Annotated in this window: 22 protein-coding genes and 1 riboswitch; of the genes, 12 read left to right on the top strand and 10 right to left on the bottom strand. The window is 70.0% G+C overall.

The features are described 5' to 3' along the window. Positions 1-6: 6 nt before the first annotated feature. The 4 genes from ACYVO6_RS14150 to ACYVO6_RS14135 form a co-directional block, all read right to left on the bottom strand. Positions 7-1728 (bottom strand): urease subunit alpha, encoded by a 1722-nt coding sequence (locus ACYVO6_RS14150; protein ID WP_461060971.1) that lies wholly within the window; start codon positions 1726-1728, stop codon positions 7-9. Continuing rightward, a complete protein-coding gene (locus ACYVO6_RS14145) occupies positions 1721-2032 on the bottom strand; it encodes an urease subunit beta (protein ID WP_461060969.1) in 312 nt (103 codons plus the stop codon). The genes ACYVO6_RS14150 and ACYVO6_RS14145 overlap by 8 nt, the downstream gene beginning before the upstream one ends. A 16-nt stretch (positions 2033-2048) precedes the next feature. Beyond that, a complete protein-coding gene (locus tag ACYVO6_RS14140; RefSeq protein WP_033325080.1) occupies positions 2049-2351 on the bottom strand; it encodes an urease subunit gamma in 303 nt (100 codons plus the stop codon). 136 nt (positions 2352-2487) lie between these two features. Then, positions 2488-3117: a TetR/AcrR family transcriptional regulator gene (locus tag ACYVO6_RS14135; RefSeq protein ID WP_461060967.1), complete on the bottom strand. Its 630-nt coding sequence runs from the start codon at positions 3115-3117 to the stop codon at positions 2488-2490. 124 nt (positions 3118-3241) lie between these two features. On the opposite strand from ACYVO6_RS14135, the gene ACYVO6_RS14130 reads away from it, so the two are divergent. After that, complete coding sequence (locus ACYVO6_RS14130) at positions 3242-4273, top strand: ABC transporter permease (protein ID WP_461060965.1); 1032 nt, start codon at positions 3242-3244, stop codon at positions 4271-4273. 113 nt (positions 4274-4386) lie between these two features. Here the strand turns inward: ACYVO6_RS14130 and ACYVO6_RS14125 are convergent, their stop codons facing one another. Next, a complete protein-coding gene (locus ACYVO6_RS14125) occupies positions 4387-4665 on the bottom strand; it encodes a type II toxin-antitoxin system Phd/YefM family antitoxin (RefSeq protein WP_033324984.1) in 279 nt (92 codons plus the stop codon). A 69-nt stretch (positions 4666-4734) separates the two neighbouring features. Between ACYVO6_RS14125 and ACYVO6_RS14120 the strand changes: the two genes are divergently transcribed. The 4 genes from ACYVO6_RS14120 (at position 4735) to ACYVO6_RS14105 (ending at position 7361) form a co-directional block, all read left to right on the top strand. Then, positions 4735-5370, top strand: a complete 636-nt coding sequence (locus ACYVO6_RS14120; RefSeq protein ID WP_461060963.1) for an ATP-dependent Clp protease proteolytic subunit — start codon at positions 4735-4737, stop codon at positions 5368-5370. A gap of 7 nt (positions 5371-5377) precedes the next feature. Beyond that, positions 5378-5689: a hypothetical protein gene (locus tag ACYVO6_RS14115; RefSeq protein ID WP_461060962.1), complete on the top strand. Its 312-nt coding sequence runs from the start codon at positions 5378-5380 to the stop codon at positions 5687-5689. 366 nt (positions 5690-6055) lie between these two features. Further along, a riboswitch (cyclic di-AMP (ydaO/yuaA leader) is annotated at positions 6056-6222 on the top strand. 3 nt (positions 6223-6225) lie between these two features. Continuing rightward, positions 6226-6699: a C40 family peptidase gene (locus tag ACYVO6_RS14110; protein WP_461060960.1), complete on the top strand. Its 474-nt coding sequence runs from the start codon at positions 6226-6228 to the stop codon at positions 6697-6699. Positions 6700-6776: 77 nt separating this feature from the next. After that, entirely contained in the window at positions 6777-7361 is a 585-nt protein-coding gene (locus tag ACYVO6_RS14105; protein ID WP_461060958.1) for a DUF6328 family protein, read from the top strand. A gap of 14 nt (positions 7362-7375) precedes the next feature. Here the strand turns inward: ACYVO6_RS14105 and ACYVO6_RS14100 are convergent, their stop codons facing one another. Continuing rightward, a complete protein-coding gene (locus ACYVO6_RS14100) occupies positions 7376-7999 on the bottom strand; it encodes a LysE family translocator (protein WP_461060956.1) in 624 nt (207 codons plus the stop codon). A gap of 100 nt (positions 8000-8099) precedes the next feature. On the opposite strand from ACYVO6_RS14100, the gene ACYVO6_RS14095 reads away from it, so the two are divergent. Then, positions 8100-9017, top strand: a complete 918-nt coding sequence (locus ACYVO6_RS14095) for a LysR family transcriptional regulator (protein WP_461060954.1) — start codon at positions 8100-8102, stop codon at positions 9015-9017. Positions 9018-9020: 3 nt separating this feature from the next. Here ACYVO6_RS14095 and ACYVO6_RS14090 read toward each other — a convergent pair whose 3' ends face one another. Beyond that, the gene (locus ACYVO6_RS14090; RefSeq protein WP_461060952.1) at positions 9021-9473 is read right to left on the bottom strand and encodes an ATP-binding protein; all 453 of its coding nucleotides are present in this window, start codon (positions 9471-9473) and stop codon (positions 9021-9023) included. 286 nt (positions 9474-9759) lie between these two features. Between ACYVO6_RS14090 and ACYVO6_RS14085 the strand changes: the two genes are divergently transcribed. Beyond that, positions 9760-10617: a helix-turn-helix domain-containing protein gene (locus ACYVO6_RS14085; protein WP_461060950.1), complete on the top strand. Its 858-nt coding sequence runs from the start codon at positions 9760-9762 to the stop codon at positions 10615-10617. Positions 10618-10626: 9 nt separating this feature from the next. Further along, on the top strand, positions 10627-10854 hold the full coding sequence (locus tag ACYVO6_RS14080) for a DUF397 domain-containing protein (protein ID WP_461060948.1): 228 nt from the start codon (positions 10627-10629) through the stop codon (positions 10852-10854). On the opposite strand, the gene ACYVO6_RS14075 is transcribed toward ACYVO6_RS14080, so the two are convergent. Continuing rightward, positions 10835-11971, bottom strand: a complete 1137-nt coding sequence (locus ACYVO6_RS14075) for an 8-amino-7-oxononanoate synthase (protein WP_461060946.1) — start codon at positions 11969-11971, stop codon at positions 10835-10837. The two genes, ACYVO6_RS14080 and ACYVO6_RS14075, sit on opposite strands and share 20 nt — an antisense overlap. Positions 11972-12170: 199 nt before the next feature. Between ACYVO6_RS14075 and bioB the strand changes: the two genes are divergently transcribed. From bioB to ACYVO6_RS14055, 4 genes are all read left to right on the top strand, one after another. Then, positions 12171-13301: a biotin synthase BioB gene (gene bioB, locus ACYVO6_RS14070; protein WP_461060944.1), complete on the top strand. Its 1131-nt coding sequence runs from the start codon at positions 12171-12173 to the stop codon at positions 13299-13301. Continuing rightward, entirely contained in the window at positions 13294-14574 is a 1281-nt protein-coding gene (locus tag ACYVO6_RS14065) for an adenosylmethionine--8-amino-7-oxononanoate transaminase (RefSeq protein ID WP_461060942.1), read from the top strand. Before bioB ends, ACYVO6_RS14065 begins: the two co-directional genes overlap by 8 nt. Before the next feature lie 26 nt (positions 14575-14600). Beyond that, a complete protein-coding gene (gene bioD / locus ACYVO6_RS14060) occupies positions 14601-15320 on the top strand; it encodes a dethiobiotin synthase (RefSeq protein ID WP_461060940.1) in 720 nt (239 codons plus the stop codon). A 108-nt stretch (positions 15321-15428) separates the two neighbouring features. Further along, positions 15429-16109, top strand: coding sequence for a class I SAM-dependent methyltransferase (locus ACYVO6_RS14055; RefSeq protein WP_461060938.1), 681 nt, complete (start codon positions 15429-15431; stop codon positions 16107-16109). 198 nt (positions 16110-16307) lie between these two features. Here the strand turns inward: ACYVO6_RS14055 and ACYVO6_RS14050 are convergent, their stop codons facing one another. Both ACYVO6_RS14050 and ACYVO6_RS14045 read right to left on the bottom strand, forming a co-directional pair. Then, on the bottom strand, positions 16308-16652 hold the full coding sequence (locus ACYVO6_RS14050; RefSeq protein ID WP_461061389.1) for a fic family toxin-antitoxin system, toxin component: 345 nt from the start codon (positions 16650-16652) through the stop codon (positions 16308-16310). A 37-nt stretch (positions 16653-16689) separates the two neighbouring features. Continuing rightward, positions 16690-16917, bottom strand: a complete 228-nt coding sequence (locus tag ACYVO6_RS14045; RefSeq protein ID WP_033324966.1) for a hypothetical protein — start codon at positions 16915-16917, stop codon at positions 16690-16692. Between the last annotated feature and the right edge of the window lie 188 nt (positions 16918-17105).

Below are 17105 nucleotides of genomic sequence, written 5' to 3'. Positions count from 1 at the left end.
GCGTCCTTAGAAGAGGAAGTACCGCTGAGCCATGGGCAGTTCAGCAGCAGGCGTGGCCTCGACGAGTTCCCCGTCGATGTGCACGGCGAAGCTGTCCGGATCGACCCGCACCTGGGGCCGCGCATCGTTCTCCCGCATGTCCGCCTTGGTCACCGCCCGCGTCGACTCGATGGGCACGAACCGCTTCCCGAGCCCGAGCCGCTCCGGCAGCCCGTTCTCGACCGCGAGCGGTGCCACGAAGTTGAAGGAGTTGGAGGCCGGGGCCCGCCCGATCGCCCCGTACATCGGCCGGGGCAGAATCGGCTGGGGCGTCGGAATGGACGCGTTGGCGTCGCCCATCTGCGCGTACGCGATCTGCCCGCCCTTGACGACGAGCTGCGGCTTGACCCCGAAGAAGGCTGGCTCCCACAGCACGAGGTCGGCAAGCTTGCCGGTCTCGATGGAGCCGACCTCGCGGGCGAGCCCCTGCGCGAGAGCCGGGTTGATCGTGTACTTGGCGACATAGCGACGTACACGACGATTGTCCGCGCGCCCGTCACCGGGCAGCGCACCCCGCCGCCGCTTCATCACATGAGCGGTCTGCCAGGTCCGCATGATGACCTCGCCCACCCGCCCCATGGCCTGGGAGTCGGAGGAGATGATCGAGATGGCGCCGAGGTCGTGCAGGATGTCCTCGGCCCCGATGGTGGAGGGCCGGATCCGGGACTCGGCGAAGGCCAGGTCCTCGGGCACGGACGGGTTGAGGTGGTGGCACACCATCAGCATGTCGAGGTGTTCCTCGGCGGTGTTGACGGTGTACGGCCGGGTCGGGTTGGTGGAGCTGGGCAGGACGTGCGGCTCGGAGACCACGGTCATGATGTCCGGCGCATGGCCGCCACCCGCACCCTCCGTGTGGTACGCGTGGATGCCGCGCCCGGCGATCGCGGCGAGCGTGTCGCCCACGAAGCCCGCTTCGTTCAGGGTGTCCGTGTGGATCGCCACCTGGATACCCGTCCGGTCGGCGACCGTCAGCGCGGCATCGATGGCCGCGGGCGTCGAGCCCCAGTCCTCGTGGATCTTCAGGCCCAGCGCACCCCCTCGGATCTGCGAGAGCATCGCCTCGTGCGAGACGGTGTTGCCCTTGCCGAGCAGCCCGAAGTTGAGCGGGTACTCCTCCATCGCCTCCAGCATCCGCGCCAGATGCCAGGGACCGGGCGTGACGGTGGTGGCCTTCGAGCCCTCGGCCGGACCCGTGCCGCCGCCGACAAGGGTCGTAATGCCCGAGGCCAGTGCCTCATCGGCGATCTGCGGACAGATCAGGTGCACATGGGCGTCAATGGCACCGGCCGTCAGAATCCGCCCGTTTCCCGCGATGATCTCGGTCTCGGGGCCGATCACCAGGTCCGGGTGCACCCCGTCCATGGTGTCCGGGTTGCCCGCCTTGCCGATGCCGGTGATCCGGCCGTCGCGGATGCCGACGTCGGCCTTGACGATGCCCCAGTGGTCGACGATCACGGCACCGGTGATGACGGTGTCCGGGGTGCCGTCTGCACGCGTAGCACGCGACTGGCCCATGGACTCGCGGATGACCTTGCCGCCGCCGAACACCGCCTCGTCACCGGCGAGTCCGGGCCCGCCGGAACGATCCTCCTCGATCTCGATCAGCAGATCGGTATCGGCGAGCCGGATCCGGTCGCCGGTCGTGGGGCCGAACAGATCGGCGTATGCGGCACGCGAGAGCTCAGCCATCGAGGGCACCTCCGGTCTCACCGCGCAGTCCGGGCACCACGCGGGCGCCGGCGAGCGGAACGAGTTCGACGTCTACGGGGATCCCCGGCTCGAAGCGCACGGCGGTGCCGGCGGCGACGTTGAGCCGCTTGCCGCGCGCGGCGGCGCGGTCGAAGTCCAGACCGGGGTTGGCCTCGGCGAAGTGGTAGTGGGAGCCGACCTGGACGGGCCGGTCGGCGGCGTTGAGGACGGTGAGCCGGGTGACCTCGCGGCCTTCGTTGAAGGCGACGGGTCCGTCGGCGAACAGGATCTCTCCGGGAATCATGGTGGCCGCTCCCCCGTCAGACAATCGGGTCATGGACGGTGACGAGCTTGGTGCCGTCCGGGAAGGTGGCCTCCACCTGGACGTCGTGGATCATCTCGGGGATGCCCTCCATGACGTCCTCACGGGTGAGGATCTTGCGCCCGGAGTTCATGAGTTCGGCCACGGTACGGCCGTCACGCGCGCCTTCGAGGATGTGCGATGTGATGAGCGCGACGGCTTCGGGGTGGTTCAGTTTCAGTCCGCGGGCCCGGCGCTTCTCGGCCACGTCGGCGGCCACATGAATGAGCAGCCTCTCCTGCTCGTGCGGGGTCAGTTGCACGGCGTCCCACCTCACAGTCCTCGCTCCGGACCGTGCGGGGTCCGGTTTCCGCAGCCGCCGGGCAAAATCCCAGGTGGCGTGGAGGCGCAGGCTAATTGGGCGGCGTTTCAGCGACGTTAACCGGTCGTCGGCCGGCTCAGGTCTGCGTGCCGGGGTTCCCCATGCTCATCAGGCCCCGTAGCCCCTCCTGCAACACCTCCACCGGTGCGGTTCCGAAGATCGCCATCTGCGCCACGTAGCCCTGAGCCATCGCGATCATGGTCCGGGCGACGCTCTCGGCCGGTACGTCGGCCCGCATCATCCCCGCCTCCTGATAGCCCTGGACGATCTTCGTCCAGGCGGCCCGCACGCTGCTGTAGCCGTCGTGGATCACGGCCGAGAGCTCTTTGTTGCGCAGGACCTCCGTCCAGACCTGGACGATCAGCCGGGGATACACGAGCTCCCCGTTGTCGAACACCGCCCACTTCCCTTCGATGACGGAGCCCATGACGCGCCCCACCAGTTCGTCGGGCGGCGGGGGCGGGCTCTGCCGGGCGGCGTCCTCGAAGCCCTCGCGAATACGCGCCAGCACCTCGGTGACGGTCGCGCTGATCAGCTCCTCCTTGCCGCTGAAGTAGCGGTAGACGGCGCCCGCCGAGAGATTCACTTCCTTCAGCACGTCCTGCATGGACGTTGCGTGGAAGCCGTTTCGGGCGAAGCAGAGGGCCGCGCCGTCGAGGATCTGACGGCGACGGGCGTCGAGGTGTTCCTGAGTTACGCGGGCCATGGACAGAAATGTAAAACGAACATTCCTTCTTGACAAGCTCGCGGGGTACGCAGGATGGTGGCACCGAACCTAAAACGAACGATCCTTCTTTTTGAACTTCGAGCTTCGAGCTGAGGGGAAACCCATGTCCGCTACCACCACCAGGACCACTTCACCGCCGCCGCCAGCATCCTCGCCGTCGCACGGCCGCCGCATCGTCGCCGTCGTCCTGCTGATCCCCGTCCTGGTCGCCCTCGCACTGTGGGCGTTCGCCTGGCCCGCGGCCCGTACCGCGCCGCACGACCTGCCGCTCGGCGTGGCGGGCCCCGCCACCGCGACGGCCCAGGTGGAGCAGCGGCTCGAGGCGCGCGAGGGCGCCTTCGAGATCCACCGTTACGCCGACGAGAGTGCCGCCCGGGACGCCATCGAGGACCGGACCGTATACGGGGCGGTCGTCGCCACCGAGCAGGGGCCGAAGCTGCTCACCGCCTCGGCCGCGAGCCCGGCCGTCGCCCAGCTGCTCCAGCAGGCGGTGACCCAGCAGGCGGGCGGCGCCCAGGTGCAGACCGTCGACGTCGTACCGGCCGCCGCGGACGACCCGCGCGGCGCGGCCCTGACGTCGAGCGTGCTGCCGATGGCGCTGGCCGGCATCGGTGCGGGATCCGTCGTGACCCTGCTGGGACTGCGTGGCTGGCGTGCGGCCGGCGCGCTGGTCGGCGCGGCCGTCCTGGTCGGCGCGGTGGCTGCCGCGATCGCCGACAGCTGGCTGGGCGCGCTCACCGGGAACTGGTGGGCCGAGGCGGGCACTCTCGGGCTGTCGACGCTGGCCGTGAGCGCCGCCGTCGCGGGTCTCGCGGCCCTGGTCGGCACGCCGGGCATCGGACTCGGCGCGTTCGTCATGACGCTGCTCGGCAACCCGTTCTCCGGCGCCGGCTCGGCACCCGAGATGCTGCCGGAGCCGGTCGGCGTGATCGGCCAGTGGCTGCCACCGGGGGCGGGCACCTCGCTGCTGCGCTCAGTCTCGTTCTTCGACGGAGCCGCCGCGGCCGGTCCCGCGCTCACCCTGACCTGGTGGGCCGCGCTCGGCCTGGGCGCGGTCATGCTGGGCAGCGCGCTCCAGCGACGTAAGGCATCCGCCGAGCCGGTCGCCGAGCGGGAACCTGCCCGGGTCGGCTGACCAGCGCAACAGAACGGACCGTGCGTCCCCGCTGTAGCGGACGGGGGCGCACGGTCTTTCGCGTATCTGAAGCTTTTACGTGCCCGAAGTCCGGTACTCGAAGTGCCGTACGCCTACGAAGCGTTGGGCCCCCGGTGCTCCGCCGCGATGCCGAAGCGCTGCTGTTCGCGGGGAGCGGACGTGACCTCGCGGACGCTGGAGACGGCGCTGATCACCTGCTCCTCGGCCGGGTCCTGAAGGTCCTCGAGTCGTTCCAGGTCAGCGGCGGAGACAAGGGCGACGAGGGGCTTTCCGTGCCGCGTCACGACGACGCGCTCGCCGCCGTACACCACTTTGTTGATCAGGTCGGCGAGCTCAGCCCTGGCTTGCGTCACCGGAATCTCATAGGCCATGCTCCCCATCGTAACGTCCGTACGTCCTGTACATTTTTTACAGGACCTCATCCGGAGGAGGCGTGTGTCATGACCCGACCGTCCGCCCGCTACGTCCTGCCCGAGTTCACCGAACGCACCAGCGCGGGGCAGCGGACCATGGATCCGTACTCGAAGCTGCTGGAGGAGCGGATCGTCTTCCTGGGGACGCCGATCGACGACACGTCGGCGAACGACGTGATGGCGCAGTTCATGCACCTCGAGTACCAGTCGCCGGACCGGGACATCTCGCTGTACATCAACTCCCCGGGCGGCTCGTTCAGCGCGATGACCGCGATCTACGACACGATGCGGTTCATCACCTGCGAGGTGGAGACGGTCTGCATGGGCCAGGCGGGGGCGTCCGCGGCGGTGCTGCTGGCGGCCGGCGCGCCGGGCAAGCGGTCCGCGCTGCCTGGCGCGCGCGTGCTGATCCACCAGCCGGCGCTGCCCGAGCCGGTGCAGGGCCAGACGTCCGACCTGGCCATCCAGGCCGAGGAGTTGATGCGTACGCGCAGGCTCCTTGAGGAGATGCTCGCCCGGCACACGGGGCAGAGCCAGGAGCGGATCAGCGAGGACATCGAGCGGGACAAGATCCTGGAAGCACCGCAGGCGCTGGAGTACGGGCTGATCGACCGCATCATCCCGAGCCGCAAGGCCTCGCTCGCCATACCCGGCGCGAGGTGAACGGCAGATGCTCCCACCCGAGTTGCCCCCGCTGCCGGCGCTGACCCGGGCGGAGGGTGAACTGGTCGACCGTTATCTGGAGGTGCTCGATCTCCTCGGCCGGATCAATCCGGCGAACCGTGGCGACACCTATGGCGGACTGCGCGCGGCACAGGCACTGGTCGCCAAGGCCGCCGCGCTGCGCGACGCGCTGACCCTGATGCACCAGCGGGGCGAGCACGAGCTGCACGCACCGACCCTGACGCGGGCCCTGCGGGTGCTCGACGGTGAACGCCGGGCGGCCCGCGTCACCCTGCCGCCGGGATCCTCCGACAGCTGACGCACCAACCGGCCCGGGCGCCTCGCGGGCAACTGACGAGGCGTCTGGACAAGGGTGAAACGGACCAAATGGCGTACCCCTGAACGGCGCAGGAAGAGCTACGTTCAAAGACCCGCATGACTTGCGCAACGCGCGTACTCCAACGCCGGAATCGGACATTCCGTCGCTGGTACGAGGCTCCTCGACCTCCTCAACGCTCGTTCTGAAGCAGGTCTGTCCACCGAACGGCTGAGTGGTGAGTAAGCCCACAAACCACCGATTCCGCTCGGACTTTCCGACGTTCGTGCGTAAAGATCCCTTCTGACGACAAGCCCCCGCCGCAGTGGCGGGGCGGTCCGGGCGGACGCCGAGTCCTGCCGCCGCTCGGATGACGGGTCGACAGAAGTGGATCGGCAGGAGTGGAGGACCCAAGCACGACGGGCCGCCGGAGAACTTCCGAGTGGTCCTTGGGGTGAAGCCGCACACCGCGGCCGGGCAACTTCGCCAGCCCGAATCCGACAGGTCATCCTTCACAGGCGGCTGACGAAGGGTTGCGCATGTCTGCGCTCAATCGTGTCCCGTCGCTGTTGACCAGGGCCGGTACCGCATCGGCTCTCACCGTCGCCGTTGTCGGCGGCAGTGTTGTGGCCCCCGGCTTCGCATCTGACGCCGAAGCAGTCACCCCAGCGAAGAAGGCGCTTCAGGTGGCGGCCTCCAAGAAGGGGTCCCCGTACAAGTGGGGAGCCGAGGGGCCCAAGCGCTTCGACTGCTCCGGGCTCACTCTCTACGCGTACAAGAAGGCGGGGAAGAAGCTGCCCCGCACGGCCGCGCAGCAATACAACAAGACGCGCCATATCTCGGCTTCGAGCCGCAAGCAGGGAGACCTTGTGTTCTTCCACTCGGGCCGGAACGTGTACCACGTCGGCGTCTACGCCGGGAAGGGACGGATCTGGCACTCCCCGAAGACCGGGGACGTGGTGAAGCTGCAGAAGATCTGGACGAAGAGCGTCTGGTACGGCCGGGTCAGGTGATACGCCTGGGGTGGCGGCGATCATCGCCGCCACCCCACGGGGCGTGACACGGCGGCTGACGGGTTACTCATGGAGCCATGGCCGACCAACCACCCATCGACCGGCAGCCCGGCGACCGACAGCCCGACGAGCGACGTCCGGGCGCCGAGCGTCCGGGCGCCGAGCGTCCGGGCGCCGAAAGCCCGCTCGAGCGGCACGAGACGCCGCTCGAGCGCGCCGACCGCAACTTCATCGAACTGCTCCAGGAACTGAGGGTCACCCAGACGGGCGTGCAGATCCTCTTCGCGTTCCTGCTCAGCCTCGCGTTCACCCCGCGCTTCCCGGACCTCGACTCGGTGCAGCGCGCCACGTACATCACGACGCTGCTGCTCGCCGTGCTGTCCTCCGTACTCCTCACGGCACCGGCCGCCCTGCACCGCCGGCTGTTCCAGCAGGGCGCCAAGCCGCAGATCGTGGCGGTCTCCTCGCATCTCGCCCAGATCGGGATGGGCGTGCTGGCGTTCGCGCTCACCGGATCGGTCCTGCTGGTCGTGGATGTGACGGCGGGCCGGCTGGAAGGGATCCTGTCCGGCGCGGGCACCCTGGCGATCTGCCTCGGCCTGTGGGGCCTCGTACCGCTCCTGATGAAACGCGCCGCCGACCGACGCCCGGACGATTCCTGAGCCCGGGCTCCGGCTCAGGCCAGCAGCGGTTCGAGAACGAGCCCCAGCCCCAGCGCCGTGAGGGCGGTTCCGGTGACGGCCTCGATGGCCCGGGCGGTACGCGGCCTGCGCAGCCACCGGCCGAGCCGGTCCACGAGCAGCGCGACCGCCGGGAACCAGATCAGGGCGAGCGCGACCACGATCAGTGCGAGGACCAGCGTCCGCGGCATCGCGGGACTTCCGGCCGGTACGAACTGCGGCAGCAGACTGAGGAAGGTGATCGTCGCCTTCGGGTTGAGGGCGTTGGTGACGAAGCCCTGCCGCAGGGCTCCGGCGCCGGACACGACCGGCGGATCCTCGGCCCCCGGCGTACGCCTCGCGCGCACCGACTGCAGCGTCCGTACGCCGAGACAGAGGACATAGGCACCGCCCAGCAGTTGGAGCGCCCGGAACAGCGGGGGCACGGCGGTCAGCACCGCGGCCACCCCGACGACGGCGAGCGCCGTGTGGACGAGCAGCGCCGCCGCGATCCCGAGCGCGCACGCGATACCGGCCCGGCGGGAGACCAGGGCGTTGCGGACCACGACGGTGAAGTCGGCGCCGGGCATGGCGACCAGGCCCGCGGCGACCCCGGTGAAGGCGATGAGCTGTCCGTCCATGAGCACCAGCGTGCCCGCTCAGAGCCTTCAGCAGGTATGTGCAATATCCTGGGTCGGCCTTAAGCAGTTCTTTAGCCACCTCTTCAGCTGGGAGCGTCGCATGTACGACCCGACGCGGCTCGCGGCGCTGGTGGCTGTCGCCGAGGCCGGTTCGATCACCCGGGCCGCCGAGCGCCTCGGCTACACCACGCCCGCGCTCTCCCAGCAACTGGCCAAGCTGGAGCGGGAGGCAGGGACGGCGTTGCTCGTACGCCACCACCGCGGCGCCCGTTTGACCGGCGCGGGCGAACTCCTCGTGGCCCGGGCACGCCGGGTGCTCGACGAGATGGACCGGGCGCGGCACGAACTGGCGCGTCTGGCCGGGCTGTCCGGCGGCACCCTGCGGCTCGGCACCTTCCAAACCGCCGGGATCCATCTGCTGCCGCCGGTGCTGAGCGCGTTCCGCAGGGCCCATCCCGATGTGGAGCTGTCCGTGGCGGACTACGAGCCACCGGCCGGCGTCGCCGCGGTGGCCGCGGGCGAGGTGGACCTGGCGCTGACGCACGGCTACGAGCCCGCGGAGCCCGTCCCGCTGCCCTCCGCCGTGTCCGCGGAGCCGGTCCTGGTCGAGGAGTTGGTACTCGTGACCGCTCCCGGGCACGCCCTGACCAGTGGCTCGTCCCGGCTGCCGCTGACCGGTCTTGCCGGCCAGCAACTGATCAGCATGGCCCCGGACCACCCGCCCCGGCAGGGCGTGGAGGCCGCGCTCGCCCGCGCGGGCGCCACGCCCTCGGTGCTCGTCGCGACTCCCGGCTACGCCCTGGTGTGCGCCCTGGTCAGCGCGGGCCTCGGCATCGCGGTGGTCCCGGAGATGGTCGCCAGAACCGCCGCCACCCCGGTGAGCATGCGCCTCCTGGAACCAGGAGACCTGCGCAGGACGATCTCGGTCGCCTACCGCACCGACGAGCAGGCACCCGCGGCCGACGCCTTCCGCGCGCTGCTCCGCGGCGCCTTCGGCCGCGCGGCCCAACAGGGCTGACGGTCAGCGGCCCTCAGTCGGCAGAACCGGCTGAACCGGAGTCGTCCAAGGCAGCATGATCGAGACCGTCTTGCCGCCCTCACGGGTGGGCCGGACCGTCAGCTTCCCGCCGCACTCGGCGGTGAGGAAGCGAATGATCACCATGCCCCGGCCGTTGTCCTGTTGGACGGCCGCGGGAAGCCGTTTCGGGAAGCGCGGGTGGCTGTCGGTCACGCCGATGCGCAGCTGTTCGTCACGGTCGAGAGCGAGATCCACCGTGAAGGTGGGCGACTGCCCGAGGGTGTGCTGCACGGCGTTGGTGGCGAGTTCGGAGACGATGAGCCGGACGGTGTCGGCGACTTCCGTGTCCGGCGGAAGGCCCCATTCGGCAAGGACGTTGACGACGTAGGTACGAGCGGTGGAGACCGAGGCGGGATCGCTCGGCAGAGTGACGGATGCTTCCAGGTGGTCTGCCATGGCGCGGTCGTCCCTTTCCCACGGGACCGGAGTCCGACACGGAGCGGAGGTTCGAGTACGGTCCCGGACTGGTGCTGCGCGCCAGACTGCCACTACCGCGCCGGTCTCGGTGCCGATCCGCCGAGATATGCATATATCTGTCCCTCGAAGCGGTGAACTCTCCGACGACCGACCGTATTCGGGCGAGGCTCAGGGTGGTCATTCGGACGGATGACCGGGTCGTCTTCTGCCGTCGCCGTGACGCCCGACGCTATAGCGTCGGCGCGACGGTCGGAAGGAGACGACCATGCAACATGGACCCGCGGTACACCGCCGCAAGCTCGGCGCCGAGCTACGTACCCTGCGCACCCGCGCGGGCCTCACGAGCGGCGAGGCCGCCCGGCGCGTCGGCTGGCACCAGTCGAAGGTGAGCCGGATCGAGACCGGCCGCAGCGGGGTCAAACCTGCGGACGTACGGCGACTCCTCGACGCGTACGACGTCCGGGACCCGGAGCTGCTGGAGTTGCTCGTCGTGCTCGCGGGCTCCGACGGCGACGGTCGGCACCGCTGGTGGAATGCCTACCGGGGTCTGCTGCCGCCCACGTACCGCGACTTCATCAGCCTGGAGTCGCAGGCGAGCGCGATGCGCACCCTGGAGAACTCCGTGGTCCCCGGGCTGCTGCAGACACCGGAGTACGCCCGCGAAGTGACGCGGGCCGCCCTGGACGGGCTGCCGGACGACAAGGTCGACGCGCTCGTGGAGGTGCGCCTCGCACGCCAGCACGTGCTGCGCTCGGACACGCCGCTCCGGCTGAGCGCGGTCCTGGACGAGGGAGTGCTGCGGCGGTCGGTCGGCGGACCGGGGGTGATGGCACGGCAGTTGAGGTGTCTGCGGGACGCCGCCCGACTGCCTCATGTGCGGATTCAGGTGCTGCCGTTCGGAGTTGGGGCCCATGTCGGGGTGACCGGACCCTTCGTTATATTTTCATTTTCGACCACTTCTGATCTGGATGTGGTTGTTCTCGACCACTTGACGAATAGCCTCTACCTCGAAGGGGAAGAGGACCTTCAGGCCTACACCGAGGCCTTCAACTCCCTTCAGGTCCACGCCCTTTCGCCCAAGGAATCGTTGGATTTCATCGCCGGGTTGGCTGACGGCGAGTAAGGAGGCATCATGCCCACCCCCCTGCCTCGGTACGTACCTTCCAGCACCCGTCTGCACGGTGTGCGGTGGCAGCGCAGCAGTCGCAGCACGGGAATGAACAACTGTGTCGAGACGGCCCGTCCGGGCTCCGGCCCCTGGGCCGGACTGCTCGCGGTGCGCGACTCGAAGAACACCTCGGGTCCCGCCCTGTTCTTCGCCCCCTCGGCCTGGGAGGGCTTTATCGACGCGCTGCGCTGATCACCCGTACGGCACGGTCGAGTTGCCCGTCGGTGAGGTCCGCGCGGGCGGTGAGCCGCAGCCGTGAGATGCCGTCCGGCACCGACGGGGGACGGAAGCAGCCGACGGCCAGTCCCGCCTCGCGGCAGTCCGCCGCCCAGCGCACGGCCTGCTCCGGCGAGGGTGCGCGCACGGAGACGACGGCGGCGTCCGGTCGTACCGCTTCGAGGCCCTCGGCGGTCAGGCCGGAGTACAGGGTCGTGGCCACGGCACGCGCGCGTGCGGCCCGTTCCGGTTCCCGGCGCAGCAGGCGCAGGGCCGCGAGGGCGGCGCCCGCGGCGGCCGGGGCCAGACCGGTGTCGAAGATGAAGGTGCGGGCCGCGTTGACCAGATGGTCGATCACGCGGGCCGGGCCGAGGACGGCGCCGCCCTGGCTGCCGAACGACTTCGACAGCGTGACGGTGGTGACGACGTCGGCCGCGCCCGCGAGTCCGGCCGCGTGCGGTGCGCCCCGGCCGCCGTCGCCGAGCACGCCGAGCCCGTGCGCGTCATCGACGACCAGACCGGCACCGAACTCCCGGCAGACACCGGCTAGTTCGGCGAGCGGGGCCGCGTCGCCGTCCACCGAGAAGACGGTGTCGGACACGACGACGGCGGGTCCGGAGTGCGTGCCGAGCACCTTGCGTACGGCGTCGGGGTCGGCGTGCGCGACGACCTGCGTGGTGCCGCGCGCGAGACGGCAACCGTCGATCAGCGAGGCGTGGTTGCCCGCGTCCGACACGACGAGGGAGCCGTGCGGCGCCAGCGCGGTCACGGCCGCGAGGTTGGCGGCGTAACCCGAGGAGAAGACGAGCGCGGACTCGAAGCCGCAGAACTCGGCCAGCTCACGCTCGAGTTCGGCGTGCAGCTCCGTGGAGCCGGTGACGAGCCGGGACCCGGTGGCGCCGCCGCCCCACACCTTCGCGGCGTACGCGGCGGCCTCGGTGATCTCGGGGTGCCGGGCCAGGCCCAGATAGTCGTTGCTCGCGAGATCGAGCAGCGGGGAGTCCGCGGGGCGTGGGCGCAGGGTGCGGACGAGTCCGGCCCGGCGCCGCGTACGCGCCTGTTCGTCGATCCATGCGAACGGCGATCCGGCCATGTGTCCTCCGGGCCTTGAAGGTCTTGCGTGAGGGTGCCTTGTACAGGCAGTGCTTTGCCAGCGTTGCTTTGTAGGCAGTCCACAGACCCTAGCCGCCCGACCCGCCACCCATGATGTGGAAAAAACCACACCTCGAACTGACTGTGTTGTACGAACTCTCCTTGGCCCGGCCCACTGGGATAGGCCAGGATCTGACTCCATGGACCTGCTGAACACGCTGGTGGACAAGGGGCTTCGGCGCGAGCTGCCGACCCGCGACGAGGCACTGGCCGTGCTGGCCACCTCCGATGACGAACTCCTCGAGGTGGTGGCCGCGGCCGGCAAGGTACGGCGGCAGTGGTTCGGCCGACGGGTGAAACTCAACTATCTGGTCAACCTGAAGTCGGGCCTGTGCCCCGAGGACTGCTCGTACTGCTCCCAACGCCTCGGCTCCAAGGCGGAGATCCTCAAGTACACCTGGCTCAAGCCCGACCAGGCCTCCGAGGCCGCGGCGGCCGGGCTCGCGGGCGGCGCCAAGCGGGTCTGTCTGGTGGCGAGCGGACGCGGGCCGACGGACCGTGACGTCGACCGGGTCTCGGACACCATCAAGGCGATCAAGGACCAGAACGAGGGAGTCGAGGTGTGCGCCTGCCTCGGCCTGCTCTCCGACGGCCAGGCCGAGCGGCTGCGCGCGGCGGGCGCGGACGCCTACAACCACAACCTCAACACGTCCGAGTCGACGTACGGGGACATCACGACCACCCACACGTACGCCGACCGCGTGGACACGGTCCAGAAGGCGCACGCGGCGGGCCTGTCCGCCTGCTCCGGTCTGATCGCGGGCATGGGCGAGAGCGACGAGGACCTGGTCGACGTCGTCTACGCGCTACGTGAGCTGGACGCGGACTCCGTGCCGGTGAACTTCCTGATCCCCTTCGAGGGCACCCCGCTCGCCAAGGAGTGGCATCTCACCCCGCAGCGCTGTCTGCGCATCCTCGCGATGGTCCGCTTCGTCTGCCCGGACGTGGAGGTGCGCATCGCGGGCGGCCGCGAGGTCCATCTCCGTACGATGCAGCCGCTCGCGCTGCACCTCGCCAACTCGATCTTCCTCGGCGACTACCTCACCAGCGAGGGCCAGGCGGGCAGGGCGGACCTGGACATGATCGCGGACGCCGGGTTCGAAGTGGAGGGCACGGACGAGGTGACGCTGCCGGAGCACCGGATCTCCGGCGGGTGCGGCTCACAGGGCGGATGCGGTTCCGCCGCTTCGGATGCGATCCCCGAAGCGCGTACGGACCTGGTCTCCGTACGCCGCCGGGGTGCCGGAACGGATCTCGCGCCCAATGCCTGACCTGCCCGTGAGCGAACTGCTCGACCTCGACCGACGCCACGTATGGCATCCGTACGGGCCGATGCCCGGCCGGCAGGAACCGCTCGTCGTGGAGTCGGCGAGCGGAGTACGACTGACGATCGCCGGTGAGCCGGACGAGCTGGTGGACGGCATGTCGTCCTGGTGGTCCGCCATCCACGGCTACAACCACCCCGTGCTCAACGACGCGGTGCGCGAGCAGCTCGGGCGGATGAGCCACGTCATGTTCGGCGGGCTCACGCACGAGCCCGCCGTACGGTTGGCGAAGCGTCTTGTCGATATGTCACCCGAGGGACTTGAGCATGTCTTCCTCGCCGACTCCGGGTCGGTCTCGGTCGAGGTCGCGGTCAAGATGTGTCTCCAGTACTGGCGTTCGCTCGGCCACCCGGCCAAGCAGCGCCTGCTCACCTGGCGCGGCGGCTATCACGGCGACACCTGGCAGCCGATGTCGGTGTGCGATCCCGAGGGCGGGATGCACGAGCTGTGGCAGGGGGTGCTGCCCCGGCAGGTGTTCGCGGATCCGCCTCCGGTCGCGTACGAGGAGTCGTACGCAGACCATCTGCGCTCGCTGATCGAGCGCCACGCCGATGAACTGGCCGCGGTGATCGTGGAGCCGGTGGTGCAGGGCGCGGGCGGGATGCGGTTCCACTCTCCCGGCTTTCTGCGGGTGCTGCGCGAGGCGTGCGACGCGTATGGCGTGCTGCTCGTGTTCGACGAGATCGCGACCGGGTTCGGGCGTACGGGTGCGCTGTTCGCGGCGGACCATGCGGGGGTGACGCCGGATGTGATGTGCGTGGGCAAGGCGCTGACCGGCGGCTATATGACGATGGCGGCGACGCTGTGTACGTCGCGGGTCGCCGAGGGCATCTCGCGGGGCGAGGTCCCGGTGCTCGCCCACGGCCCGACCTTCATGGGCAATCCGCTCGCCGCCGCGGTGGCCTGCGCCTCCATCGATCTACTCCTCGGCCAGGACTGGCAGACGGAGATCAAGCGCATCGAGACGGGGCTGCGGGAGGGGCTGGCACCGGCTTCGGAGCTCCCGGGCGTTCGGGACGTACGCGTCCTCGGTGCCATCGGTGTCGTCCAGCTGGACCACGCTGTCGACATGACGGCGGCGACGCGGGCGGCGGTGCGCGAGGGCGTGTGGCTGCGGCCGTTCCGCGACCTCGTCTACACGATGCCGCCGTATGTGACGGGCGACTCGGACGTGGCGCGGATCGCGCGCGCGGTGTACGCGGCGGCGCGGGAAGGGTGAGCAGGAAGCGTGAGCGGGGAGATGCCATGCCGGTACTGGTGATCACAGGGACGGGCACGGAGGTCGGCAAGACGGTCACAACCGCGGCCGTCGCCGCGGCTGCGGTCGCCGCCGGACGATCCGTGGCCGTGCTCAAGCCCGCGCAGACGGGCGTACGTCCAGACGAGCGCGGAGACGCCGACGAGGTGGCCCGGCTCGCGGGCCCGGTGACCACGCTCGAACTCGCCCGTTATCCCGAGCCGTTGGCGCCCGCGACAGCTGCCCGGCGGGCCTCTCTCGCGCCGGTGCGGCCGTCCGAAGTGGCGGAGGCGGCGGGCAAGCTGGCCGCCGAACACGAGGTCGTGCTGGTCGAGGGAGCGGGCGGGCTGCTCGTACGTTTCGACGACGAGGGCGGCACTCTGGCGGACGTGGCCCACCTGCTGGACGCATCTGTGCTGGTGGTGGCGTCCGCCGGGCTCGGCACGCTCAACGCGACGGAACTGACCGCCCGCGAACTGCGCGCCCGGCGGCTCGACTTGCTGGGCGTCGTCGTGGGCAGCTGGCCGAACGAGCCGGATCTCGCCTCGCGTTGCAACCTCGCGGATCTGCCCGTGGTGGCGGAGGCTCCGCTGCTGGGGGCGGTTCCCGAGGGAGTGGGACTGCTGCGGCCCGCCGACTTCCGTGCTGCCGCGCCGAGTTGGCTGGCCCGGCCGCTGGGCGGGACGTGGGATGCGGAGGAGTTCGCTGTGGCGCAGGCGGCGGAATAGGCGCGCGGGCGGGCCGACGCAGGGCGCCGCATCGCGGTTCACCGACGGGTGAGTGGGCGCGTGCGGGGGGACAATCGCCGTAGCGCAAGTCGCCCAGGGGAGGTCTCCATGCGACCACGCGGTTCCCGGACCACCAAGTCCGGCCGGATGGCCCCGGCCCCGGTGCACCACCCGTTGTTCGCCCGCTTCTACGTCAAAGTCAGTGTGGCCTCCGAGCCCGCCATCGGCCCGCACCGCGACGAGCTGCTCGCCGGGCTCTCCGGCCGGGTCATCGAGATCGGCGCCGGCAACGGACTGAACTTCGCCCACTATCCGAGCACCGTCTCGGAAGTCGTCGCCATCGAACCCGAGCGCAGCCTGCGGCAGTTGGCGGTGACCGCGGCCCTGCGCTCCGAGGTGCCCGTCGACGTGGTGCCGGGCGTCGCGGAGGGGCTGCCGGTCAAGAGTGAGGCGTTCGACGCGGCGGTCCTGTCACTGGTGCTGTGCAGCGTACGAGACGTGCCGAGGGCCCTGGCCGAGGTACGCCGCGTCCTGCGTCCGGGCGGCGAGCTGCGGTTCTTCGAGCACGGCAAGGGCGGCGGCGCGGCGATGGGCGTCACCCAGCGCGCCCTGGACCGTACCGTGTGGCCGCTGCTGTTCGGCGGCTGCCATGTGAGCCGGGACGTTCTCGGATCGCTGCGGGACGCGGGGTACGAACTGGGCCCGTACCGGCGGCTGTTGGTGCCCGAGAAGGGGCTGCGCATGCCGAGCTCGTACTGCGTGCTCGGCACCGCACGCTCCGCGGGTTAGGCGGTTGAACACTGCGGGTCCGTTGTGGCTGGTCGCTCCCCCACTCTCGAATTCGCTCGAGCGGGGGGACCCCCATCGCGGCGGAGCCGCAAATTGATACAGCCCCGCGCCCCTAAGAGGCCTGCGGCCTCCCTGGGGGCGCGGTGCCGGACCGGACTTCGACGAGTCCGCTCAAGGACGTGCCGGGCCCGGGATTGCTCACGGTTCGAGACTCCACTGGCGCAGTTCCTGCGTGATGTCCTGCACCGTCGCCTCGCCGGTCTTGACCAGGCGGGCCAGGTCGCGAACCTGCTCGGGTGAGGTGACGACCTTCAGGCCGCTGGCGACGAGATAGGCGTATGCGACGGCGGTGGCGAACATCGCGTTGGAGCGTTCGAGCGCCGGGATGTGCAGCAGGAGCTGGAGCAGTGCGGCGGCGCGGGCGTGCGGACTGTCGTAGACGGGGACGCCGAAGATCTCCGCCTCGTGCCGGCTGACGGCGGCGACGAGGGCTCCCCAGTCGGTGACCTGGGGATCTCCGGGAGTGTTCTGTTCGGCGACCATGAGCAGCCAGGCAAGGTCGACTCTGACGTTCAAGGGTTCAGCGACGGCCTTCTCGCTCCGGGCCGAACTCCTCGGCGAACACGGACTCATACTGCTTCATGAAGTCGGCGGCGGCCTCGACGAAGGTGTGGCCCACTTCCCCGGTGTCCTGTCTGACCAGCTCTTCGATGTAGCGGTTGACGCTCATGCCGCGGGCCAGGGCTCGCTCGCGCGCGGCCCGGGCGGTGCCCTCGTCCACGCGTACGTTCAGCTGGGTCTTCGCCATGCTTCGAAGCTAGCGCCCGAGTGCTAGCAGAGGCAAGAGGGCATCCATCGGGAATCCATTAAGGGTGCCCCTTACATCGAACTCAGGGGCACCGACCTGCGCAGGAGACCGGCTCGGACTTCTGGTGGATACCAAGTGTGTGCGGGATCACACTAGGCTCGCCTGCGGACACCGAAGTCCGACCTAGG

Source organism: Streptomyces pseudoechinosporeus (assembly GCF_054783935.1).
Note: the sequence above shows the minus strand (reverse complement) of the source record. Positions and strands in the feature narration are given on the sequence as shown.